The organism is Neoakkermansia glycaniphila (assembly GCF_900097105.1).
GTDB lineage: Bacteria > Verrucomicrobiota > Verrucomicrobiia > Verrucomicrobiales > Akkermansiaceae > Akkermansia > Akkermansia glycaniphila.
Genome location: NZ_LT629973.1, coordinates 2,254,822 through 2,281,605 on the forward strand (window position 1 = coordinate 2,254,822; position 26,784 = coordinate 2,281,605).

A 26,784-nucleotide genomic window follows, 5' to 3' on the forward strand; every position below is an offset into this window, starting at 1 on the left:
TGGTTGTCCATGCGCCGCAGGGAAAAGAAAGATCCCCCGCCCGGCGGTGCGGGCAGGGGATGAGGGATGCGATGGCGCGGCAGGTTATTTTGTGCGCAGGTAGAGGTGGGAGCGCGTTTTGTTGCCTTCGGCGGTGGTGGTGCCGTAGATGCCGTCGATTTGCGAGGCGATGAGGGCTGTGATCGTTTGCACCTGTTCGATGGCGCCGGGCATCATGCCTTTCATCAGAGGTGCGTTTTTATCGACCATGTCTTTGATGGGGGCAAGGCGGAAGGCAAAGGCGGCGCCTTTGAGTTCCGATGTGCCGGTGGCTGCGGCGCGGGCGATGTCATACGTGTAGCCGGACGAGCTACCGATGACCCATGCCTTGTCCGAGATGCTGATGCGGGTGTCGAGCAGGACTACAGGCGTGCCGATGAGGATGCCGTGTTGTTCTGCTGCGGCGGGGAGTTTCGGCATGACGAATCCGTAGGTGGAGATGCCGTTCTTTTCCGCCTGTTTGAGTTCGGGCATGCCTCCGGCCTGTGCATAGAGTTCCTTAGCGGAGGCGTACATTTTGTCCCATGCCATGGAGATGCGCAGGCGGTTGGCGACGCCCTTGTACAGCGCGATGCGCGGTATGGCGATGTTTTTCATGGCAGGGTCGCCGACGGGAGGTGTGACGAGGATTTCGGGCAGTTTGCCTTTGTTGTCTACCAGCAGGGCCGTTTTGCCGTCCATGCCGGAGAGGGCCGTTTTGACGTTCTGCCACATGGAGAGGAGCTGGGGCGGGACGGGCTGGGGCTGTGACGGCTGGTCGCCCATAGAAGTCGAGTGTATCATGTTGTACATGGTATGGGTGGCGGAGGCCGCATTTTCCACCATTTGGACCATGAGTGCGCTGAAGCGGGATGTGTAGTTGCATTCGCCGTACAGGATGGTTTCCGGGCGGTCGGCGTATTTGAGCAGCTGGAGGGGGCTGTTCAGGTCGAGGGCTGCGGTGGCTCCCTGCGTGGTTTCGAAGTGGATGCCTTTGTCTGCCCACAGGAGGCCCGTCATGGCGTCGGGTGTGGAGAGTTTGGCGATGTCCGAGACGCTTTTGAGGAGGGCCGTGATCTGAGGTGTGCGCGCCGGAGCGGGGATGACGCTGCCAAGGCCGAGAAGGCCGCTGGATGCGCCTTCGGCAAAGGCTTTGTCCAAGGAGTACAGGAGGTCGGGGTTTTTGTCGAGGCGCGCATCGGCGAAGGCGACTTTGCTCGTGGAGAGGATGGATTCTTTCGGCGAGGCGGCGATTTTGATGTCTTTGGCGGGGTCCGAGCAGAAGGAGATGATGAGTTTGTTGTCCTGTACCGTGCAGAGGTAGTAGAATTTGGTCGCGGCAAGGGCATTGATTACTTTTTGTTCGGCGGCATCCGGCGTGACGTTGTATTTTTTGTAATCGGGGAGGATGATGTTCTGTACGAGGTTTTTTCCATCGAAGATGCAGCCTTTCCACGGGCGCCCGGCATAGGTGCCTTCATGCCAGGTCATGACTTGATCGGAATTGCTGATGCCTTGTTTTGCCTGCATGAGGAACGGATCGATGGAAGCGATGGCGGAGGGATCCAGTTCGGCGACGGCGAGGGTGGAGCAGTTGTTTGTCGCCTGAAGAAGGGCCGGCATGATGTCCGCAGCTCGGCGCATGCTGTTGCGGCTGGATTCGAAACTGGATTTTTGCATCCGTTCCATCCGGTTTTTCTCTGCTTCTTCCTGTTTTTCGTCGTCGATGTCGCTGTCGTCGTTTTCATCGTCCATGTCGGTGGCCTGTACTTCCATCAGAGGTGAATTCAGAGCGGCCATTGATGGCATGAGGGCGAGCATTCTGCCCATGGCTTCCGAGGAACCGGGGCCTGTGGCGATGGCGATGGATTTGACCATGCCGGTGATTTTGAGGATGTCCTGCTGTTTGCCCTGTGCGGCCATTTGCAGGAGCGGGGCGGACATGAGGTTGGCGATGCTGTCCGCAAAGTGGGGGACGGCGACGAAGCTTTCCGCATCGGAAGGGATGAGGGCGAGGACGCCGAGTTTGGCGGCGCGCTGTTCGGGGGTGAGGGCGGAAGCCTTGGGGGTGGCTGCCAGTTGCTGCAGGACGGCGGACATGGAGTCCGGGGCTGCGGTTTGGGCGTGCAGTCCGGTGGTCGTCGCGAGAGATGCCGCAAGCAGCATCAGGGTATGTTTCGTTTTCATGTTGTCGTATGATGGGTTGAAGGGAGCCATTCCGGCGGAAAACGCGTTACGATAGGCTCGATTCGGCCTTACTGTAACGGATTATCAATCCCTTCTTCTCAATCGTACAAGGTAATAACAAGTGTGTCAAGTCGGCGCGTTGTCTGTTAGTCATCTGTTGTGGCTTTCTTTTTTGGGCTTCCGGGTTTGCTTTGTTGTGTGGCTGTCTGAATGTAAATAATGTTTGACGTTTTTGTTGACACCGGATTGATAATCCGCTTTCTATATTTCGAGGTCGTTTTTTGTTCGGCTATGGGGCGGATTCGGCGTTTTGCCAAGGGGTTGCGCGTTTTCCGGAAAAGGTTTCCCCCTGTCCGGCAGGCCGGGCAGGGGGATGAGTGTCGGTATTCCGCGTGTTGTTACTTCGTTTTGAAGTAGTAGTGGGTGCGGATGGTGTCGCCCTGCCTGTTCATGGTGGCGTAGAGTCCGTCCACCTGCGAGAAGATGAAGGACATGATGCCCTGAGCCTTCAGGGTGTTGATGCCCATCTGCTGGAGGATGGGGAGGTCTTTGTTGAGCATTTCCTGAATGGGTGCAAACCGGAGGGCGAAGACGGAGCCGTTCAGACCGCTGCTGATCGGGTTGTCCGCTGTGGCGACGACTGACGAGGTGTAGTCGGGTGAGCCGCCGATGGCCCATGATTTGTCCGAGATGCTGACGAAGACGTTGGCGAGTCCGGCCGCAAGCGAGTTGATGCCGTCTTCCGCCACGTTTCCTGCTTCGTTCTTGAAGCTGTAGTTGGTGATGCCGCCCGCCTGTTGGACGGTTTGAGCGGGCCACGCGAGGTTCGGTCTGTTGCTTTGGGCGAGGAGCTGTTTGCCTGCCGTTTCGATGGTGGTCCATGCGTTGCCGATGGCGGCGCGATCGGATACTCCCGCATAGAGGGCGAGGCGGGGGAGGGCGAATCCGTCCAAATACGGGCCGTATGCGGGGTGCAGTTTGGCGGCATCGGGCATGGTTCCCTTGTTGTCCATGAGGAGGGCATAGCGGCCGTTCATGCCGGAGATGGCCTGGAGACATCCCTTGACCATCTCAAGGACCTGTTGAGGAGGAGTGAGGTCGATGGTGATGGTGTTGGGATCGGCTGGAGCTTTCTTTTTGCTGGCGTTGACAAGGAGGTCGATGCCAGAGATGGATTGTGCTGCAAGCATTTGCTGCATGGGCGTGGAGAGGGCACCTTCGGTGTACAGGATGGTTTCCGGCTTGTCGGCGAGGCCGATGAGGCGGAGCGGGCTGTCGAGGTCGATGGCGGTGGAGTTGCCGTTGATGGCTTCGAAGTGGACGCCCTTGTCAGCCCAGACGATCATGGAGGAGGCTGCCGGAGTGGCCATTTTTGCGCTTTGCATCATGAAGGCCTGCTGCTGCGGCGTGAGGGCTGCGAGGGTTCCGCTTGAGACGGCATCCAGAATGTTTTTCGTGAAGGCGGCGTCGATGTAGCCGAGCATGTCGGGGTTTTTGTCCATGCGCGCATCGGCGAAGGCGACTTTGTTCGTAGCCAGAATGGATTCTGCCGGAGTGGCTGCGATTTTGATGTCTTTTTCCGGGTTTTCCGTGAAGGAGAGGATGACTTTGTTGTCCTTGACGGTGGCGAGGAGGTAGAAGTCGCGCGTGGCGAGTTTGTCGGCGATGCCGTTGAGCATGGCTGCGTGGGCGTCACCTTGCGCTTTTTCGCGGAGGTTGGCGGCGAGTTCTTTGCCGATGAGTTTGGCTCCCTGCCAGTTGAGGCCGGCGTAGGTGCCTTCATGCCACTGGGCGGTGGGGTCGGAGCTGGCTGCTGCCTTTTGTTTCATTTGCTCGAAGAACATCGGAGCCATGGCAGCCATTTGAGGGTCGATTCCGGCGATGACCGTGACGGACGGCAGGTGGGAGGAGACGAGGCTCTGGACGGAGGAGTCGAGAGTTTCGAGGCTGACTGTTTCCGGCATGTGGGTTTTACTCATGCTGTTGCAGAGGTGCGGCAATGCCTGGAGGAGGGTGATGTAGCTTTTGGCAAGGAGAGCCGAGCTGCCGGGGCCCGTGGCGACGGTGAAGGAGGTGACGGGCAAGGAGTTGAGCTGGATGCCTTTCTGCTGCATGAGCATCATGAGAGGCGCCATGAGCGGGGAGGTCTGGAGGTTGGCGACGGTCTGGTCGATGTGCGGCAGGGAGAGGTACATTTCCGTGTCTGCCGGGAGGAGTGCCATGTCTCCGAGTTTGGCGGCGCGCTGGTCGGCCGTGAGGGCGGGCGACTTCGGTACGGCGGCCAGTTCCTTGAGGATGGGTGTGAGAGGGGCGGTGTCTGCCGTTTGAGCATGCAGAGCCGGGGTGGTGAGGGATGCTGCGAGGAGCATCAGGGTGTGTCTTGTTTTCATGGTTTGATGATGTGTGTTGTGGAGGGGAAAGTGTTATTTTGTTTTGAAGTAGATGTGGGTGTATGTCGTGCCGGGTTGCCGGGTGACGGTGGCATAGAGGCCGTCGATTTGCGCGAAGATGAGGTTGAAGGCTCCCTGTGCCTTCATGGTGTCGGTGCCCCGGGCGCGGAGGACGGCAAAGTTGCGGTTCATGAGTTGTTTGACCGCTTCCATGCGGAAGGCGAAGGCTGCTCCTTTGATGTTGCCGGAGGAGGTTTCGGCGGTGCGGACGATTTCTTCGGTGTATGCCGGAGAAGTGCCGATGGCGAGGGATGTGCCGGTGCGGGAGACGGCTATGTTGTTGAGGACAAATTCCTGAGGGGAGATTTGCGTTTTGCCGGTGACTTTGAAGCCGGCCGGGCGAACGGTGGGCGTGAAGGTGCAGGTGGAGATGCCATTGCGGGTGCTGTGCCGGAGGGAGGGCCACCCCAGAGGGGAGAATTTCGTGGTTGTGAGGCCTTGTTTCAGTACGGGTTCCAGCGTGGCCCATCCTTGTTCGAGGAGGGGGGCGTCTGCGATGGTTTTGTAGAGGGCGGGGCTGGGGAGGTCGAGATCTTTGACCTCGGGGTAGCCGAGAGGTTCGGAGGCGAGGATGTCCGGCATGCGGCCCCGGTTGTTGACGAGGATGGCGGTTCTGCCTCCGAGGCTGGAGAGGATTTGATGCAGGCCGTTCCCTGCGGCGAGAGCTTCCGGAGGGATGGGGAGTTTGCCGGAGAGGCTGTGGCCCAGCGATGCAAGGCAGGAGTAGAAGCCGTTGACGGCGGTTTGCGCCTGGGGCGAGAGTGCGCCTTCGGCATAGAGGATGGTTTCCGGGAGGTTCGCCATGGAGGCGAGTTTCAGCGGGGTGTCGAAGTCGAGGAGTGTGGCGGTGCCGGAGCTGCGTTCCGAGAGTTCGAGGTGGGCGCCGCGGTCTCCCCAGATGATGCCGGAGAGTCCGCAGATTTCTGCAGCCGTTGTGTTGGGCTGGCTGCCGAGGTGGAAGAGGAGGTCAGGCGGTGTGGCGGGGGTGAGTTTGCCGTCGGCGATGTCTACCTTTTGGGTGGCGAGGACGGATTGTGCCGGGGTGGCGGCTAGCCGGATGTCTTTTTCCGGGTTTTCGCAGAGGACGATGAGGAGTTTGCCATCTTTGACGGCGGTGAGGAGGTAGAGTGTTTGGTCTTCGATGCGTTGGGCGAAGGATTGCAGGGTCTGTTGCTCTTGATCCGTTGATTCCGGCGTGCTGAAAAGGCGGTCGAAGTTGTTGTGCAAGTTGGTGTTAGGCAGGATGCGAAGGCCCTGCCATGAGAGGCCCGCATACCGGCCTTCGTGCCATGATGCACCGTTCTCACTGCTGTTCATGAGGGTTTTGATCCTGGAGAGGGATTGCTGCACGGAACGATGCCCTTCGGGGGTAAGTGCGGCGATGCAGGTGATGGTGGGGGGCTGCCGGGTGATGATGTCTGCGATGGTGATGTTCCAGAGGCTGGCGATGCGGTTGAACGTTTGCTGGCCTGCTTCCGGTGAGGTCGTTTCGACGGCGAGGCTGATGGTTTGGGAGAGGGCGGTTTGCAATAGTTCGGCGGTGCGGCCGAGGGCGGCGGCGGTGCCGGGACCGGTGGCGATGGTGAGGGAGCGGAAGGGCGGTGCGGAGAAGGAGATGCCTTCTTCCTGCAGTTCATCGAGGATGAAGGCGACGGGGAGGAAGGTGGTGAGGCGGTTGATGCTTGCCGGGATGTCGGGGATGGTGAGGAATGCTTCCGCATCGGCCGGGATGAGGGCGAGGTCGGGGAAGTATTCGGCTCTCATGTTTGCCACCGTAGCGATGTCGGAGGCAGTGTGTGTTTGCGTGAGAGGGCGTTCCGCCATTTGCCGGAGGAGGTCGGTGGTGGCGGTGTTTTCCTCAGCCGACAGGGGCAGGGCGAGGGTTCCGGCGAGTGCTAGGCAGAGGAGTCCGGCATGCATGGGGGCTGTTTCGGTTGATGGGTGATGGGACAGAAGGGATGAAATAGACCTGCGCGAAAGGGTTAGACCTTCGCTTGCATGTATGATAGCCGCCTTTTTCAGCTGCCGTCAAGCTTTTTGTGCGTTGCCGGGAGGTTGCTGCAAGCGTGCTTCGTAGTCGGTTTTCTGGTCTTCTCCGATGGGGCCTACGCTGAAGTAGGTGCCCTGCGGGTGGGCGAAGACGAGGGCGCAGACGGCGGAGACGGGTTGCATCATGAAGGTGTCGGTGAGTTGCATGCCTGCGTGTTCGGTGGCTCGGAGGAGGTCGAAGATGATGCCTTTTTCGCGGTGGTCGGGCTGGCTGGGGTATCCGGCGGCAGGGCGGACGGTTTCGCTGGCGGAGATGCCCCATACTTCCCCCATGCGGCGGTGGGTGGCTTCGGCGAAGGCTTCGACGAGCATGTCCGCCAGAGAGGCGACGAGGATGGCGCGGTAGGGGTCGTTTTTCTTTTCCCATTCGTCCGCCCATTCCTTGACGCCGTGGATGGAGATGGCGAAGGCTCCGATATGGTCGCGGTGCGGGGCGGGGGCGACGTAGTCCGCGAGGGCGAGGCGAGGTTTGTCGAGTTTGGCCTGCTGGCGCATGGTGTGGAGGACGGCGCCGTTTTCGAGGCGGATGTCGTCGCCTTCGGAGTTGGCCGGGAAGATGCCCATGACTCCCCGGGCCTGGTAGCGGGATTCTTTGATGGCCTGGGCGAGGAGGGTTTTCGCATCCTGATAGAGGGATTGCGCGGCGGCGAGTTTGGCGGGGTCTGCGTTGTCGCGGAAGGTTTTTTTCTTTTCGCTCCAGACGCCGCCGAGTTCCCATGCGTGGAAGAGCATGGACCAGTCTGCAAGGTCGACGAGTTCGTGGAGGTCGATGCCGAAGAGGCGGTTTTCCTGCGGGGAGCAGCAGGAGCAGCGGGAGGTGTCCGAAGAGAGGGTGAAGGTGCCGGTGAGTTTGGGCTGGAGGATGGAGGCGTGTTCCCAGTCTGTTTGGAGGGCGCGGGCGCGGGCTTCGGCGAGGGTGTAGAGTTCGGCGGGGTTTTTGGCGAAGTATTTGTCGCGGATGTGTTCCTGCCGGGTGAAGTGGTCGGAGATGTAGGTTTCCTTTTGCGAGCCGACGAGGGCTGCGGCTGCGGGGACGATCTGGGAGGCGTCGAAGGTGTGGACGACGGGGCCTTCGTAGTTGGGCGCGATTTTGAGGGCGGTGTGGAGGGGGGAGGTGGTGGCTCCGCCGACCATGAGGGGGATGCGGAAGCCCTGCCGCTGCATTTCGGCGGCGACGTGGGCCATTTCGTCGAGGGAGGGGGTGATGAGGCCGGAGAGGGCGACGATGTCCGCGTTTTCTTCGCGGGCGGCGGCGAGGATGTCGTCGCAACTGACCATGACGCCGAGGTCGCGGATGCGGAAGCCGTTGCAGGCGAGGACGACGCCGACGATGTTTTTGCCGATGTCGTGGACGTCTCCCTTGACGGTGGCGATGATGATGTGGCCGGCTTCGGCGGCGTCGGAGGTGGCTTTGGCGGCTTCGAGTTCGGGGGTGAGGACGGCGACGGCCTGTTTCATGACGCGGGCGCTTTTGACGACCTGTGGGAGGAACATTTTGCCGTCTCCGAAGAGTTGGCCTACGGTTTTCATGCCGTCCATGAGGGGGCCTTCGATGACGGCGAGGGGGGAGCCGTATTGTTCGCGGGCTTCGCGGGTGTCTGCCTCGATGTAGTCGGTGATGCCTTTGACGAGGGCGTGGGAGAGGCGTTCGGCAACGGTGCCGCCGCGCCATTCAAGGGCGGGTTTTTTCGCGGCTTCGGGGTCGGCGTTTTTTTCGGCGGCGAGTTTTTCGGCGCAGGCGGTGAGGCGTTCGGTGGCGTCGGGTCTGCGGTTGAGGAGGACGTCTTCGATGAGTTCGAGGCGGTCGGCGGGGATTTCATCGTAAACTTCGAGCATGCCGGCGTTGACGATGCAGACGTCGAGCCCGGCCTTGCCTGCATGGTAGAGGAAGGCGGCGTGCATGGCTTCGCGGATGGGGTTGTTGCCCCGGTAGGCGAAGGAGACGTTGGAGATGCCGCCGGAGATGTGGGAGAGGGGGTGGCGTTCGTGGATGACGGCGGCGGCTTTGAAGAAGTCCAGCGCGTAGTCGGCATGTTCGGCGATGCCAGTGCCGACGGTGAGGACGTTGGGGTCGAAGATGATGTCTTCGGGCGGGAAGCCGACGCGGTTGACTAGGATGTCGTAGGCGCGGTCGGCGATGCGGATGCGGTCGGTGTCGTTGGCTGCCTGTCCTTTTTCATCGAAACCCATGACGACGACGGCGGCTCCGTAACGGCGGATGAGGCGTGCACGGCGGATGAATTCTTCTTCACCTTCCTTGAGGGAGATGGAGTTGACGATGCCTTTGCCCTGGAGGCAGCGGAGCCCGGCTTCGAGGACTTCCCATTTGGAGGAGTCGACCATGAAGGGGACGCGTGCTATGTCCGGTTCGACGCTGACGAGGTTGAGGAAGCGGGTCATGGCTTTCGGGGCGTCGATGAGGCCGTCGTCGAAGCAGAAGTCGAGGACGACGGCTCCGTTTTCGACCTGCTGGCGGGCGATGGCGACGGCTTCTTCGTATTTGCCTTCGCGGATGAGGCGGGCGAATTTGGGGGAGCCGGCGACGTTGCAGCGTTCGCCGATGAACATGGTGTTCATGGCATGGCTGTGGTTGTAGGCTTCGTAGCCGGAGAGGCGCATGGCGGGCATTGCCGCAGGAGGTGCGGGGCGGCGCGGGGCGATGCCCCGGACGGCTTCGGCGATGGCTCCGATGTGTTCGGGGGTGGTGCCGCAGCAGCCGCCGACGATGTTGAGGAGGCCGTTCTGCGCGTAGGAGCGCATGTGGGCGGCCATGTCTTCGGGAGTCTGGTCGTAGCCTGTGGGGCTGAGTGGATTGGGCAGTCCGGCGTTGGAGTAGATGGAGAGGTGGCAGTCGGCGAGCCGGGAGAGTTCTTCGGCGAAGGGGCGCATGAGGTCCGGCCCGAGGGCGCAGTTGATGCCGACGCTGTACGGGGCGGCATGCCGGATGGAGTTCCAGAAGGCTTCGATGGTTTGCCCGGAGAGGGTGCGGCCCGCGCGGTCCGTGATGGTGACGGAGATCATGACGGGGATGCGGCGTTCGGGCTGTTCGTCGAAGATTTCTTCGATGGCGAAGAGGGCGGCTTTGGCGTTGAGGGTGTCGAAGATGGTTTCGACGAGGAGGGTGTCTACGCTGCCGTCGAGGAGGGCGAGGATCTGGTCGCGGTAGGCGATGCGGAGCTGTTCGAAGGTGACGGCGCGGAAGCCGGGGTCGTTGACGTCCGGTGAGAGGGAGCAGGTGACGGGCATGGGGCCGATGGAGCCCGCGACGAGGCGGGGGCGGTCGTCGATGGCTTCGGCGGCGTCGCATGCTTCACGGGCGATGCGGCAGGCGGCGAGGTTGATTTCGCGGACGAGGGTGCGGAGCGGTTCGTTGGTGACTACTTCCTGAAAGTAGGCCTGGTCGTGTTTTTCGCGGCCGGAGGTGTGGAAGAAGTCGTGCTGGCCGATGGTGGTGGCGCTGAAGGTGCAGGTTTCGATGATGTCGGCCTGCCCGGTGGAGAGGAAGCGGTCGTGGACGTCGCGGATGATTTCGGGCCGGGTGAGGGTGAGGACGTCGTTGTTGTTTTTGAGGTCTTTGGGGTAGGCGCTTGTGTCGGCAAAGCGTTCGCCTCGGTAGTCTTTTTCCTGCAGTCCGAAGCGCTGGATGTTGGTGCCCATGGCACCGTCGAGGATGAGGATGCGCCGGGCGGGTTCGTCGCGGAGGAAGGTTTGCCGTGCAAGCGGTGTCGTCATGCGGCGGATTGTAGCGGGAAGGGCTTGTGGAATCAAGGCATGAATGCGTCCGCAGGTGGGCGTTCGCTCAGACGGGGGCCGGTGTGTTTTTGTGGAGGATGCAGGCGCCGATGAGGAAGGTGATGCCGATGTAGCTGCTTACATGAAAATCTTCTGAGGGGAAGTCTTCAAGTGTGCGCGGGATGAGGTTCAGCAGGCCGCTGTGTATACCCAGCAGGAGTATTCCCGTGCTCCAGATGTATTTCCATGGGGTTTGCCGGCCGAGCCATGCACTGCCTTGTGCCAGTGCGTATGCGAGGAGGACGAGGGCAGTGTAGTAGTATTCGCCAACGATGAGTGCAGGCAGGTAGGCCATCAGATACCAGCATAGGGGGAGGAGAGAGCGTTTGGTCATGATGTTGTGTTTCCTAGGGGGCGGGGCGTGGAGGTTAGAATTCCGGGGCGTGTTTGAGGAAGAATTCGTGGAAGAGTCGGACGTTTTTGAGTTCCGTCCATTTTTTTGCCGCGAAGGGCGGGTCGTCCATGTCGTATACTTTGGCTCCTTTGATGGACAGGAGGAAGGGGGAGTGCGTGGAGATGATGAATTGGCAGTTGTAGAATCTGCAGGAGTCTTCGAGGAATTGGGCCAGTTTTTGCTGGTTTTCCGCCGAGAGGCTGTTTTCGGGTTCATCCAGCAGGTAGAGGGCATCCTGCGTGATCATGCCGGTGAAGTAGCGGAGGGCGTTTTCTCCGTTCGATTGTGTGCGGATGTTGTCGTGGTTGTTGCGGCGGATGTATTGGGATTTGCTGATTTTTTTGCAGAGGTTGATGTCTTTCAGCTGTTCGTAGTCTTCCATGGAGTTGAGCCGGAAGCGTGTGGTTCTGTTGTCTTCGTATCGTCGGAAGAGTTTTTCCCGGGCGGAGTCGATTTCGCTGTTGGTTTGCCGGATTCTGAGGATGTGGTCGAAGACGTCGTCGCTGGTGATGATGCGGCTGCCGCCGGGTGGGGGCGTTTTGGTTTCGGCCTGGCAATGTTGCAGATAGGGTTCCAGAAAGTCGGTTTTGTTGAATGGCGATTCGCGCCGGAGGCGGAGTTTTTCGGCGATGATGTTCAGGATGGTTGTTTTGCCGCAGCCGTTGCCGCCGTAGAGGATGGTGAAGGGGGAGAAGCTGATGTGTTCGATGGTTTTTCTGCTGATGGTTTGGAAGGGGTAGCAGGTGTCGTAGCAGGTGAGTTGGAGGCCATGAAGGTAGGTTTCTTCCTGTTCCTGAGTCGGGAATGAGAATGAGGAGAGGTAGAGCATGCCGGGGTGTCGAATGTTCGGGTAAGGGGGCTGTAAGCAACGCGCGGGCGAGGTCACGACGGAGTCAGGGCCATGAGGAGCATGCTGGAAGGTTGATTCTGATCATGAAGGAGTTGTTGGCAAATTAGCCGCAGGCTCAGACGATGATTTCCCCCATGCAGTCGCCCTGGCGGGCGTAGAGTTCGGTGCAGCGGGAGGTTTGTTCGAGGAGGTCGGGGGCGAGGCGGATGCGGCCCGGCTCGAAGAAGGTGATGATGGTGGAGCCTCCGAAGGCGAAGTAGCCTTGTTCATCGCCTTTGGCGACGGGCTGGCCCGGGGTGTATGTCTGGTGGATGGCTCCGACTCCGGTGGCTCCGACGGCGAGGATGGCGACGGTGCCGCAGTCCGGGGTGTCGAGGAGGGTGAGTTCGCGTTTGTTGGTCCAGAGCCATGCGAGTTTTTTGCGGAGGCAGTAGGGGGAGACGCTGGCAAGAGGACCGGGGATGAGGAGGGCTGGGGAGGGGGTGCCGGAGGCGGCGAAGTGGTAGCGGTGGTAGTCCGTGGGGCAGAGGCGGGAGAGGACGATGCTGCCCCGTGCGTAGCGTTCGCCGAGTTCGGCGCTGCCGAGGAGGGCGGGGAGGTCGAATTGCTGGCCTTTGACGAAGACGCTTTCCATGGCCGAGGCATCCTGCCAGCCGCTGTGGCGGGCGTCTGCCGGGAAGGCGACGGTGGTTCCCGTGCAGACGGGGCGTGCGCCGGGTTTGAGGCGGCGGTAGAAGAATTGGTTGAAGGTGGCGTAGTTTTCGGCGGGGAGGAGGGCTTCGTCCATGTCGATGCCGTATTCCCGGATGAAGTCGGCGATGGCCTTTTTGCTGGAGGGGGCATCCATGCGGCGGCCGAGGATGCGGGAGAAGAAGGCGCGTTTGACGAGGGTGTGGAGGGCGAGTTTGCCGAGGGGGTTGCCGTAGATGAAGCGGAGGTAGCCTTCGCCGAGTACTTGTTCGGTGGCGATGGTTTTCCGGTAGCGGTCGTAGTATTGGATGCCCTTCATGGGTGTGGGGTCAGCGCGAGGCGGTGAGTTGCTGGTGGAAGGAGGCCGTTTGTTCGGCGTCGGGCAGGATTTCGGCGAGGACGAGGGTGTCTTCGGGGAGGTCGTCGAGCTGGTCGAAGTCGTCCGCTGTGCGGATGGTGATGTGGCGTGCGCCCCAGAGTTCGGCGAGGGCGTGGAGGGAGATGTCGTGCGGCTGGACGAGGAGGCGTTCCATTTCCGCGGTGAGTTCGCTGCCGTGCGGGAGCTGTCGGAAGATGCCGCCGCCCTGGTTGTTCATGATGGCGACGAGGCGCTGCCCCTGCGGGAGCTGCGGGAGCATGGCGGGTGCGTTGGCATCGTAGAGGGCGGAGAGGTCGCCCATGAAGCACCACGATTGTTCGCTACCGACGGTGTTGCCGAGGTAGGTGGCGGCGAGTCCGTCGATGCCGTTGGCTCCACGGTTGGCACGGACGTAGGTGGTGGGGACGTGCCATTGGGCATAGGCGTTCCAGAGGCGGACGGGGGAGGAGTTGCCGAGAAAGACGGTGTCGCCGAGGCAGGCGCGGAGGGAGAGTGTGCGGGTGAGCGCCGCTTCGCTTTCCGGGTAGGTGAGGAGGAGTTCTTCGATGAGGGCTTCGCGTTTGCGGGAGTGTTTGCGGAGGTTGTTGACGTCTCCTACATGGGGGAGGTCGCCCAGGGCGGGCATGATGTTTTCCATGTGCCCGGTGATGGTGCAGGATTCGCGGGCGAGGCCGGAGAAGCCGGTGCGGGTGATGGAGTATACTTTGCACTGGGGCAGGTCTTCGAGGTCTCTCCAGAAGCGGCCGACGGGTACGTCGCCGACGCGGAGGACGTAGGGGGGCGGGTTTTGGCGGAGGATGGAGTCGCCGTCGTGCAGGGCGTAGTCTTCGAGTTCTTCGCGGAGGCCGGATGTGGCATCGGCGATGACGGGTACCCGGAGGGTTTGTGCAAGCCAGAGGACGGGTTCCTGTTCATCGGGGTCGAGTCCGCCGATGAGGAGGACGAGGCCGTTGTATGCATGGAAGCGGATCATGCGGCAGAGGTCGGCGGTGTTGCCCCGGAAGGGTGGAGGTTCGGGCGGGTCGGCCGGGGTGCAGTCGAAGCCGGGAGGCGCGGCTTTGAGGTCCGGCTCGGGGAGGCGGACGTTGAGGTGGACGGGGAAGCCTTTGGCGAGCATGGCGGCGATGTCGGGCATGTCCGGAAGGCTGAGGGGGGCCGCCAGTTCGATGGTGGGGGCGTAGGTGCCGTAGAGGTTGGTTTGTTCGATGCTTTGCGGGGCTCCGGTGCCGCAGTAGGCGGCGGGTCGGTCTGCGGTGACGATGAGGAGCGGTCTGCGCTGGTAGTAGGCTTCGATGACGGCGGGGAGGAGTTCCGCCGCAGCTGTGCCCGAGGTGGTGGTGACGGCGACGGGGCACCCGGAGGCCTGGATGCGGCCGAGGGCGAAGAAGGCAGCGGAACGTTCATCGAAGTGCGTCCACGTTTTGAGTTCGGTGCATTGGGAGAGGGTTTGCAGGATGGCGGCGTTGCGCGCGCCGGGGCAGCAGACCCATTCGCGGATGCCTGCAAGGCAGCAAGTAGTGATGAGTGGACGCATGGTTTCGACAGTTACAGGTCGATGGTAGCAGGATGCCCGGAGCGGGGCAAGGATAATTCCTGTTGCGGCGATTCACCCGTTTCGAGTAGCCGGCCGGGCGGGAGTCGCTTCGGCCGGCTGTATGCGGAGAGGGGGAATCAGGGGTGTTTTTCCTTGTTTTTGCGTTTGGATTGAATGTATTTGACCAATGAGATGATTTCGGAACGGCGGTAGAAGCAGCGGTTTCTGAGGCCACGTTGCGTCATGATGCGTACGACGGTGACTTGAAGGCGTCCGCTGTGAGTGTAGCGGTAGAGCGCGCTGCGGGCCAGTCCGAGGAGGGCGATGGCTTCTTCGGTGTTGAGCAGTTTGCGCGGCTGGGTTTTGACGATGGGTGCGCTGTTTCGGGCAATGTCTTCGACATGTTTGCGGTTCCAGTATATTTCCGGCGGCCCGTCCGGGCGGCGTACGCGGTGGAATTTGACTTTGCTTGCGCCCAGTTTCCGCCGGACGGCGGGTGCGCTGCAGTGCAGGAGCCGCATGGCTTCTCTGGTGGTGATACCCCATGAAGGTGCTTTGGCATACGCCTTGCCGGTTCGTTTGTCGATGCCCGGAGAGATGTTGAGTATCGATTCCGGGTAAATGACTCCCGGCAGGTTGATGAGTTTGATTCCTCCTTTGCCGATGAGTGTTCTCGGGATGTGGTGCGGGTGTGGCATGATTTTTGTGTCGTGGTTCGGGGTTGAGGCTCCCTGCGTAAAATACAGGAAGCCGTTTTCGTGGTCTTGTTTGATCGGTAGTATCAAACAATGAGTGTTTTATGATGTGCATGAGGTGGATTCGATGCAACAAGAAAAATAGAGTTTTTTGTAATGAATTGATGGAGAGAGTTCTGTATGGAAAAATATGCCTGATATTTTCATGTTAATCATTAATCTAACATAACGGTTAGGTTGTATGTTATTCAATTTTCTAACATGTTATATATTGTTTTCAGTCCTGTTCATGTCCTCTTTGTCTCTTGACATACATGGGTGGGTGTGGCAGATAGAGAAGCAATATGAATAATCAACATATTTCCGCAAGGATGACTCTTGCCCTGTTGTGCCTGAGTCTAGCCCATTATGCCCAGGCCGGGCAGGTTCAGCAGGCTCCTCTTTCACCCGCCAAGGCGGCGGCGTCTGTGCCCGTCCGCGATACGTTGCAGCAGGATCCTTCTCTTGTGGTCGGCAAGCTGGATAACGGTTTGACCTATTACATCCGCCCGACGGCGGAACCCAAGGGTCGTGCCAGTGTGCGGTTGTATGTGAAGACCGGCTCGCTGAATGAAGACGAGTCGAACAAGGGGATTTCCCATTTTATCGAACATCTTGAGTTCAACGGCAGCCGTAATTTCAAGCGTGGAGAGCTGATTCCCAATATGCAGCGCCTCGGTCTCGGCTTCGGCGGAGATGCGAATGCCTATACGGGGTTCCTACAGACGGTTTACATGCTGGATCTTCCGAAGCTTGATGAGGAGACGGTCGATTTTGCCATGAAGGTGATGCGTGATTTCGCGGACGGTGCGACGCTTGAAGCGGATGCCATCGACAAGGAGCGCGGTATTATCATGAGCGAACTGAAGGTGCGGGATTCGACTTCCTACCGCGTGCTCAAGCAGCAGATGGATTTCCTGTTGAACGGTTCCAAGGTGGCTCAGTATATGCCGATCGGGGAAGAGGAGTTCATCATGAACGGCCAGCGCGATAAGTTCCTCGATTATTACGGCAAGCATTATATCCCCGGGCGCATGAGTGTGGTGATTTCCGGCGATATTACCCCGGAGCAGGGCAAGCAGTGGGTCGAGAAGTATTTCGGCTCCATGGAAGCGAAGGAAGACAATTTCAAGCAGGAGCTTGGCGCATTGAAGGATATGGGGCTTGCCGCCCGCGTGTTCAAGGATCCTGAGGGTTCGAATGCCAGCGTGTCCATCCAGATGATATCGCCGTTTGCGGAAAAACCCGATACGGTTGAACAGCGGCTGGAGGATATGCCTCTCGAAATGGCGTTTTCGATGCTGAACAGACGTCTTGAGCGCATGCTTGAGAAAGCGGAATGCCCTTACATCAAAGCCGGTGCAGGGAAGGGCGATATGCTGCGTGTGGCGGATATGGTTTCCATCAGTTCGGCGACGAACCCCGACAAGTGGAAGCCGACGCTTGAAGCGATCGAGCAGGAGATGCGCCGCGCATGCGAATACGGTTTCCAGCCTGAAGAGTTGGAGGAGGCCAAGGCATCGATGCTGAACGGTCTCAATGATGCGGTTCGTTCATGGCCCACCGTGACGTCGTCCCGGATTGCCAAGGGCATCGTGTCCACTCTGGATGACAATACCGTTTTTACGGCTCCGGAAGAAGATTTGCGCGTAGTGAACAAGGGTTTTGCCACATTGACTCCCGAGCTGTGCCATGCCGCTCTCAAGAAGGCATGGGATGCGGACAAGGCCCGTATCGTCGTATCCGGCAAGCTGGGCGATGATGCGACGGATGAAGCAGTGATGAAGGCGTACAAGGATTCTCAGCAGGTTCCCGTTCAGGCATACAAGTCGGAAGGTTCCAAGGCATTTGCCTACGATGATTGCGGAACGCCCGGCAAGGTGGCGGCCCGCCAGGAGATTGCCGATCTGGGCATTACCCAGCTGACGTTGAGCAATGGCGTGAAGGTGAACCTGAAGCCCACGGATTTCTCGAAGAACAGCATTTCCGTGAAGGCCCAGATCGACGGCGGCGTGAAGTCGATGCCGAAGGATAGGGCCGGCCTGTGGGTTCTGGCTCCGGTCATCATGGGTGGCGGCGGTCTGGAGAAACATTCCTCCAACGACTTGCAGCGCCTGCTGGCAGGCCGCACGGTCGGCGTAGGGTTCGATCTGGACGACAAGCATTTCTCTCTGGGCGGTTCGACCAAGATGAACGACCTTGAGCTGCAATTGAAGCTGCTTGTGGCTAATATTCTTCACCCCGGATACCGTCCCGAAGCCGAGGTGCAGTTCCGCCGCATGATCGACCTGCTGTATGCCCAGCTGGCGCATGATCCGGATGGCGTGTTCCAGCAGAAGGTGCCTGCCTATCTGTACCGGAACGATGTGCGTCTCTCCTTCCCGGAAAAGGAACAGTTGAGCGCTCGCACGAGCGACCAGGTGCGCGAGTGGCTGACGCCCTATCTGCAGAATGCCCCGATGGAAGTGACGCTGACAGGCGATTTCAAGGTGGACGATGTGATTCCCCTTCTGGAAAAGACGATCGGCGCGATGCCGCAGCGCAAGACGGAGTTCGCCAAATATTCCGGTGCCGATGTGACGCTGGATATGGCTCCATGGGGCGAAACGAAGACGTTCGAATACCCGTCGTCGATCGACCGTACGATCGTGGCGCAGGTTCGCCCCTGCGGCGACGGCATGGACAAGAAGCGCAACCGCCGCTTGAATGTGCTGAAATCCGTGTTGCGTGAACGTTTGTTCGACGGTATCCGCGCCAAGCTCGGCGAGGCCTATTCGCCGTCCGTCGATCTCGATCTGAATCCGACCTACAAGGATGCCGCCCGCATGATCATCAACTGCCCCGGCGTGAAGCGCAACCATGACAAGGTACGTGCCGCGATCAATATCATCTCGACGGAACTCGGCCGCGGACAGATCACGGAAAAAGAATTCGAATGCGCCATCCGCCCGATCATCACGGCTGCCGAAAAGGCCTTGCGGACGAACGGCTACTGGATGGGAGTCGCGGCGGATTCCCAGTCGGAACCCGAGAATATCGAACTTGCCCGCAATCTGATTAATGACCTTAAGTCCATTACTCTGGATGAACTGAATGTTCTGGCCAAGGAAGTGTTCGGCAACGACAAGGCGACCGGCATCAGCATCATGCCCGATATGGGCGGCACGAAGGAGGTCGCCCCGAAGGCGGGGGAGTCCGGTAAGCCGCAGGCAGCGGACGCAGATACTGCCGCGCCTGCCGCAATGGTTCCCGTAGCCTATTGCAGCATGTCGAAGGCGGATGCCGACTATGTGGTTGCCATCTCCGGGAAAACGGCTCAGGATCCCGCATGGAAGCATGTGGCCGATACGCTGGTCACGAAGCATGGCGGCACTCTCGTCGTGCTGGACGGCGATGTGACATCCGGCTCCGATAAGCTGAAGAAGATGGCTCCCCGCTATCTTGCCATCGTCGGCAAGCCGGAAGAGCTTTCTCGTCCTGTCGTGACCCACTATCACAGGCTGACCCGCGAATTCGATGCCGATCCCTTCGGCGACTGCATCTGGGGCATGGTGACGGGCTATACCGCTGCCGATGCCCAGCGCATTGCCGATGCGAAGGAGCCTCTCATCATCAAGCGCGGTGGCGGTACGACGAATATCGATGCCTCCCGCTTTGAAAAGAGCATGTGCATCACGGACTGGAAGCCGTTCCACGTTCTGGAGCAGGAAGGGTACAAGGAACCGACCGATATCCAGTACGGCGAAAAAGGCCGGCTGGGCGTGCAATCCGACAAGGTGCTTGTCGATACTCCCGAAGGCAGGAAGCTGGTCAAGGAAGGAATGGTTCACAAATTTGTGGAATTTATGGAGAAGGACAAGCCTCAATTGCTGGTGACATCCTCCCATGCGACCCAGTACAATCTGGAAATGCCGTTTGAAGTCGGCTTGATCGTTTCTTCCGATAACAAATTCCATATCCTGAAAAGACAGGATCGCAGTGCTTACGCGAGCCTGCTTTCCGGCGTTCTCTTTGGAGCGGACGAGACGAAGCTGAAGCAATTCCTCGACACCAAGCACTTCGAAACGATCAAACCGGATCAGGAACCGAAGGTTTGGCTTGCCGCCGGAAACTGCCTCTTCGGCGATGTGAAGAATACGAAGAATTCCATGGCTGTGACGGCTCTGAGCGGCTACGGCTGCAATCAGGCGACGGGCTATACCGTCCCGTCGTGGTACGGCAAAAGCGGCTGGGGTACTTTGGGGCTGTTTTTCAACAACCACGATGCCAGCAATCTGGCCGAAGCTTGGTATTTGAACAACCAGTTCATCCTCGACCGTACGATACGCGAATTCCCGAAGCTGATGAATGTGCAGTTCAACGGTGTCGATATCAACACTTCCCTGCGTCAGGATCAGGAATTCATCAAGGGTATTGTCCAAGCAGGCTATGGCATGGGGCAGGATCCATTGGGACTGGTGCATGACCGCGATGTCATGGCGTTCTACGGTGATCCGAAATGGGTCGCTCGCTTGGATGAATCGCATGCCAAATCTCCATGGCATGTGACATGGCAGAAGAACGGGCTCACCGTGACGGCCAACCGCGACCAGAAGGGTGAATTTGCCGTGTGGCTGCCCGCTCGTACCGACTACAAGAGTGCGACGGTGACGGTCAACGGCCAGGAAAAACCCATCGGAGAAATCGGCGTTTTGACGAACGATTTCATCCTGCTTCGTGAGCTTGATCTCAAGAAGGGTGAGAAAGCCGAAATCAGGATGAAAAAGTAGGGATTATCTGCCACGATATCTTTCAACCGCTTCCTCGATGGGGAAGCGGTTTTTTCGTGCCGCATGGAAACGGAATGGAAAATGGCAGCCGTGGCAGCTCTCCCTGAAATAAAAGAAGGCAGCCGGAGGGTTGCCTTGTATGGTGTGTGCTGTGTGTTTGCGTCACCGCTTGCAGGCTTCGTCGAGTACGCGGAGAATGGATTGAGGTGAGGAATAGGGAGCATCCATCGTCAACTCCCAGGTGAACACGCCGCCGTAGCCGTTCTTCTTGGCGAAATCGACTTTCGAACGGATCAGGGGTTGGCCGCTATAATAGTAGGTGGCTCCGTTCTCCGGATTGACCCATGTGTTTTCATTCGGTTTGGCTCCCTTGGAGATCATGAAATTGTAGCCGAGGGCGGTAGGTTTGGCATTCCTGTTTTTCTGCATGTCCACCATGCCGTAGACGGGCAGGCCGATCATCAGTTTACGGCGGGGAACCCCCGCTTTTTCAAAACGGTCGAGCACCTGCTTGGTCTCATTGACCGACATGGCATTGCGCGTGCTGTAATAGAACTGGATATTGATGTGATCCAAATAGGGCTGTACAGCAGCGGATTTGGCAATGTAATGGGGGCCTGTACCTACGGAATTGGCAATGGCGAGCTTGGCCTTCCTGCAAGCGGCGGAAAGAGACTTCAGGACATCGGCATAAACATTGGCCGGAATATCGTCATTGCCTTCCCAGTCGATATCAACGCCAGTGAAACCGTATTTTTTGCAGAGATTCACTGTTTCCTTCGCGAGGGTGTCGGTAGCCTGTTTGTTTTTGGAGACGGCTCTCAGGTCGCCGAGGCCCAGCCAGATTTGGCTTTTCGGCGATTTGGCCTTTTTCAATTTCGCCAGGGCTTCTTCAAACTTCCGATCGACGGTCAATTTACCCTTGGCATCCGGAACGAGAGGAGAGAAAAAAATGAGAACTTCGATATTCTGGATTTGCTCGGCATTGGGGCCACCCTGTTTTTCAAAGCGGTTCCAGACATAGTAATCGCTTCTCAGGAAAGAAGAATGATCTTTTTGTGGAGAAGCCGGTTCCTGTTTCGCCGGAAGGGGTGTCGTCAACGCACAAAACAGGGATGTTGCAAGAGTCAGGCGAAAGATATTGTTCATATGATGGATATGGAAAGAGTCAGAAACGGAATGGCCGGGGTGTATGGATACCATTGCCTGCACAGTGGGATATAATGAAAAAGATCCGGCAAGTCGAGAGAAAACTTCATGGAGGATTGGCCGTTGCTGGAAGGGTGTGCGGCTTGTTGGTTCAAAGCATGCCCTGTTGCGGATACCGAATGGAAAGAATGGGAGGAAACATGAAGAATTGAAAGAAAATTGAAAAATATGGTTGACATTATCGAGAAAACCGATATACTCCCCTCACCGCGAAAGCGGTCGCCGAATCGGTGAAAGCGCCCGTAGCTCAATTGGATAGAGCGTCTGACTACGGATCAGAAGGTTTGGGGTTCGAATCCCTACGGGCGTGCCATCTCCGACAGTGCGTGAGAAAAAAATCTGACCCGCTTTGAACAAAAGTGGGTTCTTTTGTCTCTAAACTATACAAGTGGGGGCGCCTTGGTTTCGACTGGATGCTTGAGGTGCTGGCTGCATGTGATGGTTGATCGGCTGGCCATCTAAAAAGCCGTTCAAAACAATAAATGCAAACTATTCTGAAGAAGAATACGCATTGGCTGCTTAATTAGCCGGCCACGTCAGACACCCGACGCCTACTAGGGTGAAAGACGCCAACTTAGTAGGCTGGTGCGATGCGGGGAGACCGCGCTGACCACGAGACAACCACAGGTCCCTAGCGAGTTGCAAAGCTGTCGTATGGCGAAGCAAACGCAAATGCAGCTACATACGTCTGAACATGGAGATGCCGGCAGTGACGGCGTTCAGGACAGGGGTTCGACTCCCCTCGCCTCCACCACTCAATTTCAATCGCAAGTGCTTCACAGTAAGCGCTTGCGATTTTTGTTTGCCCAAAAGTGTATCATTTTTTGTATCAGTTGTCTTTCAAAGTTGCGTCGCATTCTGATGGATTTGAATGACGCCAATACCCCCTTCCGACAGGGCAAACAGCCTCTAAACACTCTCCATCCGGGCACAAAAGCGCCCTTTCCCGCCTGCAACAGGAAAGGACCGGATACACCCCGGAACACATCGCCGGTCCGAAGGCGGAAGCCCGACGAACCGGTTGTACTCCGCATTCACCTTGCGCTGCCGGGAGTCCTTGTTCGTTCGGCGGAGTTTGGGCTTGATTCCGGCAGGGCGCTTTGCTAGCATGCTGGTGTTATGCGTTTTTCCGTGCCGCTTGCCGCTTTGTTGTCGGCAGTGATGTTTTCTTCCTGTTCGACGGTGCAACCGTCGGCGGATGTTCCGGTTGCCGAGGAGTCGGTGTCGGGTTTCGTGCGTACGCGCTATTGCGCGAAAGCAGGAGAGGATGTACGCAAGGAGGCTGAGAAGGCGAAGGCGGATGCTGCCGTTGCCGATGGAGGCGCATCCGACGGTTCTGAGGCTTTGGCAGGGGGTGCCCCTGATTCGATGGTGCCCGCACCGGAGTTGAGTCCGGCTGCCGTGGCTCCTGCTGAAAGTTCTGCAGCGCCGCCTGCGTCGATGGTGATGCAGAACGACGGGACGGCTTCTTCTTCTTCGATGAGAGCTCCCCGCGATGCGTCGCTTGAGGCGCTGTTGTCCGAGCCGAAGGCCAGTGCTCCCGTGCTGCAGGCTCCACCGCCTCCGGCTGCGGAGTTGAGGGGGCTGCGTTCGCCCCAGTTGCCGACGGGGCTGCCGATGTCTCTCGACGGTAAGATTCTTCAACAACAAGGCGAGTAAAGATGGTTCAGGTTCCCAAGAATTTTGTGTCCGATCCGTTTCCGTATCATCATGTGCTGGAACTGGAGATTGATAATTTGTCCAATATGGGGTACGGGGTCGGCCGTGTGGATGGCTGGGTGGTGTTCGTGCCGTATGCTTTGCCGGGCGAGCTGGTGAAGGCGCGAGTGTACCGCAATGAGAAGAATTGTTCGATGGCGGATCTGGTGGAGGTGCTGAGGCCTTCCGCAGAGCGTGTGGCGCCGCAGTGCCCGATTTTCGGTTTTTGCGGCGGTTGCCAGTACCAGCATGTGGCGTACGGGGCGCAGCTTGAGTGGAAGACGGGGCAGGTGGCGGAGCTGCTGCGCCTGCAGGCCGGGCTTGAGGTTCCGGTGTCGCCGGCGGTGCCTTCGCCGCAGGTGTATCATTACCGTTCCAAGATTACGCCTCATTTCCATAAGCCGAAGGGCGAGAAGGTGGGCAATATCGGTTTTTTGAAGGTGGGTTCCCGCACGGAGGTGGTGGATGTGAAGCAGTGCTGTATTGCGATGGAGGAGATCAATGTGGCTCTTCCGATGGTGCGGCAGATGGTGCATCAGGCCGCCGCGCAGTATAAGCGTGGCGCGACGTTGCTGATGCGCGTGTCCGAGGGTTCCGTGGTGACGAATAATAATGCGGTGGCGACGGAGCATGTGGGCGATTTGACGTTCAATTTCCTCGCGGGGGATTTTTTCCAGAATAATCCGTATATTCTGCCTTTGTTTACGGATTATGTGGCGGAGCAGGCCTGTGCCGGCGGTGCCCGGTTCCTGGTGGACGCCTATTGCGGTTCCGGTTTGTTTGCCCTTTCTCTGGCAAGGCGTTTTGAGCGGGTGCTGGGCGTGGAGGTGAGCGAGAGTTCTGCCGATTGGGCGCGTAGCAATGCCCGGATGAACGGGATTGAGCATGCGGAGTTCATGGCGGCGAGCGCAGAGGCGATTTTCGCTTCGGTGGATTTTCCGGCGCAGGAGACGGCAGTGGTGATCGATCCGCCGCGCAAGGGGTGCGATTTGGCATTTCTGAATCAGTTGTTCGCTTTCGGGCCGCAGCGTGTGGTGTATGTGTCGTGCAATCCCTCGACGCAGATTCGAGATTTGGCCGAGTTCGATAAGGCCGGTTACCGTGTGGAGAGGGTGCAGCCGTTCGATTTGTTTCCGCAGACGAAGCATCTCGAGTGCGTGGTGACTCTGGTGCGCGGGCAGGACTGATGCCGATGGATGTTTGCTGCGAGATTCGGTCGGTGGAGGAGGGGAAGCTGCGGTTTCTGCCGTTGCTGTTGCTGGCGGATCCCTGCGAGCGGATGGTGTCGCGGTATCTGGATGCCGGAGAGGTGTTCGTGATGGAGTGCGGAGGCGAGGCGGTCTGCGTGGCCGTGGTGGTGCGTGGTGAGGACGGGGAGTGCGAGCTGAAGAATCTGGCGGTGGCAGAGCCTTGGCAAGGGCGGGGTTGCGGGTCGCGGATGGTGCGGTTTTTGCTGGATCGGTTTGCTCCTGTGGCGAAGGCGATGCTGGTGGGTACGGCGGATTCCGGAGTGCCGTTTTACGAGAGGTTCGGGTTTGAGTATGCGTTCCGCGTGCCCGGCTTTTTTACGGAGAATTATCCGGAGCCGGTTGTGGAGGAGGATGGCCGCCTCTGCGTGGATATGCTGTATTGCCGGAAGGTGTTCGGCAGTGGGGTCCCGGTTGTTTGAAACGTTTTTTTATTTTTTTATGTCCCAGCCAGTACTTTCCAAGAGCAGTGAAGATTATCTCGAGGCGATCGGCCATTTGGTGCGGTTGCATGGGACGGCGCAGATCAGCGATATTGCGGCGTTTTTGAAGGTGAAGAAGCCGTCGGTGACGTCGGCGGTGCGTTTGCTGGCGGAGCTGAAGCTGGTGGAGTATACGCAGTATGCCCCAGTGCGGTTGACGGCGAAGGGGAAGAAGATGGCCGATCGTATTATTCACGCGCATGAGACGCTGCAGAAGTTTTTGCACGATGTGGCGGGGCTTTCTCTGGAGCGGTCGGATGCTGCCGCGTGTCTGATCGAGCATGTGCTGACGCCCGAGGAGATCGAGCGGATCGGCCGCGTGACTCGATGTCTGGAGGCGCATCCCTGTATGAAGGGCGAGCTGCAGGGGGAAGAGTGAGGAGAGTCGGAGGTCGCGAGGTCAGGCCGGTTTCGGTACGTTGGGGTTGAAGTAGATGCTGATGTCGGCCTGTTTTGTGCCGATGAGCTGCTGGGCGCGGATGAGGGCGTGCCGAGTGGAGAGGTTGGGGTTGTTCGGGGTGTAGAGGTAGATGTTGCGTTCTCCGCGTTTGCAGCCTTCCTGCAGGGTTTCCAGAACTCCTGATTTTTTGAGGACGCGGTAGACGGATTTGCTGGCTCCGGAGATGATGATGTGGCGGTGGTGTTCGCGGGTGAAGCGGATGAGGTCTTCCAGCGCCCAGACGGAGGTGGCATCGAGGTTGCGGGCGTTTTTGAGGCGGAGGATGATGACGGCGAGGGTGGGGTCGTCCGCGATGCGCTGGACCTGGTTGCGGAATAGTTCGGCGGCTCCGAAGAAGAGGTCTCCTTCGACATGGACGATGGAGATTTGCGGGACCCGGTCGGCTTTGCTGCGGATTTCGGTGAGGGCGCCCTGTTCATCCATGGTGTATTCGACGAGTTCGGGTTTGGAGGCTTTGCGCAGGAAGAGGGAGACGGAGAGTGCGACGCCGATGAAGATGGCGGTGTGCAGGGGCATGATGAGGGCGGAGAGGCAGGTGACGATGAGGACGGCACCGTCTCCCGGAGTGGAACGGAAGCAGATGCGAAGCGCTCTTTTGTCGAAGAGGGTGAAGGCATTGGCGAGGACGAGGGCTGCGAGGACGCTGCGCGGTATGCTGGAGATGAGTGGCGCATTCGCCAGGATGAGGATGATGCCGAGGCAGAGGATGCCGCAGTACATGCCCGAGAAGCGGGAGGAGGCTCCGGAGTTGTAGTTGAGCATGGAGCGCGTGAGGGAGGCGGAGCAGGGGAGGGAGGTGGTGAAGGAGGAGGCGATGTTCGCCATTCCGACGGCGAATGTGTCCTGATTGAGGTTGAGGCGTTCTCCGGTTTTCGCGGAGATGGTTTTGCTCATGACGGTTTGTTCGAGCGTGGAGAGGAAGGCGATGCCGAGGATGATAGGGAAGAGGAGGTAGAGCTGGTCGAAGATGGCGTCGGTGAAGATGACCGGGGGCTGGCAGGTGAGGTCGCTCATGTTGAAGTCTCGCAGCCGGGAGACGTCGGAGAAGAGGCGCCCGCACCATTCCATGTCCAGCAGGCTGTTCAGGGTGCTCATGACGATGAGGATGATGGCGAGTGCCGGGAGGGCTCGGCATTTTTTCTTCATGAGGAAGAAGAGGGCGAGAGTGGCGGCTCCCAGTGAGAGAGGTTTCCATGATGCCGAATCGAGGTGCGAGAAGATGCCGTCGCACATGGTGAAGAAGGTGCGGCCTCCCGGTGCGTCGATGCCCATGATGTCGCGCATTTGCGAGGCGATGATGAGGGTGGCGGCTCCGGTGATGTAGCCGACGAGGACGCTGCGGCTGACGTATTGCAGGAGTTCGGTGGCTTTCATGAAGGCTCCGGTGACGCAGAGCAATCCGGCAAAGAAGACGATGATGGGGACGAGGATGGTTTTCTGCTCCGGAGGGATGTCGGGGTGTGCCAGAAAGAAGCTGGCGAGCATGAAGGCGGTGGCGTTCGAGGGTCCGCTGACGGTGAGGCGGCATTTGGTGAAGAGCGGGGCAATGAAGGTGCCGACGGTGGCTGCCATGAGGCCGAAGACGGGGGCGAGGCCCGCCATGGCGGCGAAGGCCATGCCCTGGGGCAGGCCGACGAGGGCGACGTCGAAGGCGGCGCGCATGTCTTTTCCGGCGCGATGGAGGTTGTAGCGCGGGATGGTGTGCCGCGCCGGAAGAGGGTCTATTTTTCCCTGCCGGAAGAAGTGGCGGATGTTTTTGGCGATGAGCGGCAGGAATCTGGATATCTTTCTCATGTCTGTCGATATGCCGAAACGTTCGGGAGGGGGCCCGGAGTGTGGTGT

The 26,784-nt window shown here is 59.1% G+C and carries 16 protein-coding genes, 1 tRNA gene and 1 other RNA gene; 7 read left to right on the top strand and 11 right to left on the bottom strand.

Going from position 1 to position 26,784, the window contains the following annotated elements:
• Positions 1-84: 84 nt before the first annotated feature.
• From PYTT_RS09460 to PYTT_RS09500, 9 genes are all read right to left on the bottom strand, one after another.
• Positions 85-2,205, bottom strand: a complete 2,121-nt coding sequence (locus PYTT_RS09460) for a hypothetical protein (protein WP_141675924.1) — start codon at positions 2,203-2,205, stop codon at positions 85-87.
• 398 nt (positions 2,206-2,603) lie between these two features.
• Positions 2,604-4,595: a hypothetical protein gene (locus PYTT_RS09465; RefSeq protein ID WP_067777876.1), complete on the bottom strand. Its 1,992-nt coding sequence runs from the start codon at positions 4,593-4,595 to the stop codon at positions 2,604-2,606.
• A 33-nt stretch (positions 4,596-4,628) separates the two neighbouring features.
• The gene (locus tag PYTT_RS09470; RefSeq protein WP_067777877.1) at positions 4,629-6,575 is read right to left on the bottom strand and encodes a hypothetical protein; all 1,947 of its coding nucleotides are present in this window, start codon (positions 6,573-6,575) and stop codon (positions 4,629-4,631) included.
• 108 nt (positions 6,576-6,683) lie between these two features.
• Positions 6,684-10,436 (bottom strand): methionine synthase, encoded by a 3,753-nt coding sequence (gene metH, locus PYTT_RS09475; protein WP_067777878.1) that lies wholly within the window; start codon positions 10,434-10,436, stop codon positions 6,684-6,686.
• Positions 10,437-10,503: 67 nt separating this feature from the next.
• Positions 10,504-10,830 carry a hypothetical protein gene (locus PYTT_RS09480; protein WP_071133434.1) on the bottom strand — a complete coding sequence of 109 codons (327 nt, stop codon included), beginning with the start codon at positions 10,828-10,830 and terminating at the stop codon, positions 10,504-10,506.
• Positions 10,831-10,864: 34 nt separating this feature from the next.
• Complete coding sequence (locus PYTT_RS09485) at positions 10,865-11,719, bottom strand: AAA family ATPase (RefSeq protein WP_067777880.1); 855 nt, start codon at positions 11,717-11,719, stop codon at positions 10,865-10,867.
• Between the two features lie 136 nt (positions 11,720-11,855).
• Positions 11,856-12,749, bottom strand: a complete 894-nt coding sequence (locus PYTT_RS09490) for a phosphatidylserine decarboxylase (protein WP_067777881.1) — start codon at positions 12,747-12,749, stop codon at positions 11,856-11,858.
• Between the two features lie 10 nt (positions 12,750-12,759).
• On the bottom strand, positions 12,760-14,343 hold the full coding sequence (gene menD, locus PYTT_RS09495) for a 2-succinyl-5-enolpyruvyl-6-hydroxy-3-cyclohexene-1-carboxylic-acid synthase (RefSeq protein ID WP_067777882.1): 1,584 nt from the start codon (positions 14,341-14,343) through the stop codon (positions 12,760-12,762).
• Positions 14,344-14,480: 137 nt separating this feature from the next.
• A complete protein-coding gene (locus tag PYTT_RS09500) occupies positions 14,481-15,128 on the bottom strand; it encodes a helix-turn-helix transcriptional regulator (RefSeq protein ID WP_067777883.1) in 648 nt (215 codons plus the stop codon).
• A gap of 254 nt (positions 15,129-15,382) precedes the next feature.
• Between PYTT_RS09500 and PYTT_RS09505 the strand changes: the two genes are divergently transcribed.
• A complete protein-coding gene (locus tag PYTT_RS09505) occupies positions 15,383-19,846 on the top strand; it encodes a M16 family metallopeptidase (protein WP_083077130.1) in 4,464 nt (1,487 codons plus the stop codon).
• A 162-nt stretch (positions 19,847-20,008) separates the two neighbouring features.
• Here PYTT_RS09505 and PYTT_RS09510 read toward each other — a convergent pair whose 3' ends face one another.
• Positions 20,009-20,995, bottom strand: a complete 987-nt coding sequence (locus tag PYTT_RS09510) for a glycoside hydrolase family 18 protein (protein ID WP_172801806.1) — start codon at positions 20,993-20,995, stop codon at positions 20,009-20,011.
• A gap of 296 nt (positions 20,996-21,291) precedes the next feature.
• On the opposite strand from PYTT_RS09510, the gene PYTT_RS09515 reads away from it, so the two are divergent.
• The 6 genes from PYTT_RS09515 (at position 21,292) to PYTT_RS09540 (ending at position 24,861) form a co-directional block, all read left to right on the top strand.
• A tRNA-Arg gene (locus tag PYTT_RS09515) sits at positions 21,292-21,368 on the top strand.
• Positions 21,369-21,445: 77 nt separating this feature from the next.
• Positions 21,446-21,809: a transfer-messenger RNA gene (gene ssrA, locus PYTT_RS09520) on the top strand.
• A gap of 365 nt (positions 21,810-22,174) precedes the next feature.
• On the top strand, positions 22,175-22,714 hold the full coding sequence (locus tag PYTT_RS09525; RefSeq protein WP_067777886.1) for a hypothetical protein: 540 nt from the start codon (positions 22,175-22,177) through the stop codon (positions 22,712-22,714).
• Between the two features lie 2 nt (positions 22,715-22,716).
• Positions 22,717-23,940 carry a class I SAM-dependent RNA methyltransferase gene (locus PYTT_RS09530; RefSeq protein WP_067777887.1) on the top strand — a complete coding sequence of 408 codons (1,224 nt, stop codon included), beginning with the start codon at positions 22,717-22,719 and terminating at the stop codon, positions 23,938-23,940.
• Entirely contained in the window at positions 23,940-24,422 is a 483-nt protein-coding gene (locus PYTT_RS09535) for a GNAT family N-acetyltransferase (protein ID WP_197677897.1), read from the top strand. The genes PYTT_RS09530 and PYTT_RS09535 overlap by 1 nt, the downstream gene beginning before the upstream one ends.
• 19 nt (positions 24,423-24,441) lie before the next feature.
• Entirely contained in the window at positions 24,442-24,861 is a 420-nt protein-coding gene (locus tag PYTT_RS09540; RefSeq protein WP_071133436.1) for a metal-dependent transcriptional regulator, read from the top strand.
• A gap of 21 nt (positions 24,862-24,882) precedes the next feature.
• Here PYTT_RS09540 and PYTT_RS09545 read toward each other — a convergent pair whose 3' ends face one another.
• Positions 24,883-26,736 carry a SulP family inorganic anion transporter gene (locus tag PYTT_RS09545; protein ID WP_067777890.1) on the bottom strand — a complete coding sequence of 618 codons (1,854 nt, stop codon included), beginning with the start codon at positions 26,734-26,736 and terminating at the stop codon, positions 24,883-24,885.
• Between the last annotated feature and the right edge of the window lie 48 nt (positions 26,737-26,784).

Coding starts and splice junctions, on each gene's coding strand:
- PYTT_RS09460 (WP_141675924.1), bottom strand. CDS start 2,205: ATGAAAACGAAACATACCCTGATGCTGCTTGCGGCATCTCTCGCGACG.
- PYTT_RS09465 (WP_067777876.1), bottom strand. CDS start 4,595: ATGAAAACAAGACACACCCTGATGCTCCTCGCAGCATCCCTCACCACC.
- PYTT_RS09470 (WP_067777877.1), bottom strand. CDS start 6,575: ATGCATGCCGGACTCCTCTGCCTAGCACTCGCCGGAACCCTCGCCCTG.
- metH (WP_067777878.1), bottom strand. CDS start 10,436: ATGACGACACCGCTTGCACGGCAAACCTTCCTCCGCGACGAACCCGCC.
- PYTT_RS09480 (WP_071133434.1), bottom strand. CDS start 10,830: ATGACCAAACGCTCTCTCCTCCCCCTATGCTGGTATCTGATGGCCTAC.
- PYTT_RS09485 (WP_067777880.1), bottom strand. CDS start 11,719: ATGCTCTACCTCTCCTCATTCTCATTCCCGACTCAGGAACAGGAAGAA.
- PYTT_RS09490 (WP_067777881.1), bottom strand. CDS start 12,749: ATGAAGGGCATCCAATACTACGACCGCTACCGGAAAACCATCGCCACC.
- menD (WP_067777882.1), bottom strand. CDS start 14,343: ATGCGTCCACTCATCACTACTTGCTGCCTTGCAGGCATCCGCGAATGG.
- PYTT_RS09505 (WP_083077130.1), top strand. CDS start 15,383: ATGAATAATCAACATATTTCCGCAAGGATGACTCTTGCCCTGTTGTGC.
- PYTT_RS09510 (WP_172801806.1), bottom strand. CDS start 20,995: ATGAACAATATCTTTCGCCTGACTCTTGCAACATCCCTGTTTTGTGCG.
- PYTT_RS09525 (WP_067777886.1), top strand. CDS start 22,175: ATGCGTTTTTCCGTGCCGCTTGCCGCTTTGTTGTCGGCAGTGATGTTT.
- PYTT_RS09530 (WP_067777887.1), top strand. CDS start 22,717: ATGGTTCAGGTTCCCAAGAATTTTGTGTCCGATCCGTTTCCGTATCAT.
- PYTT_RS09535 (WP_197677897.1), top strand. CDS start 23,940: ATGCCGATGGATGTTTGCTGCGAGATTCGGTCGGTGGAGGAGGGGAAG.
- PYTT_RS09540 (WP_071133436.1), top strand. CDS start 24,442: ATGTCCCAGCCAGTACTTTCCAAGAGCAGTGAAGATTATCTCGAGGCG.
- PYTT_RS09545 (WP_067777890.1), bottom strand. CDS start 26,736: ATGAGAAAGATATCCAGATTCCTGCCGCTCATCGCCAAAAACATCCGC.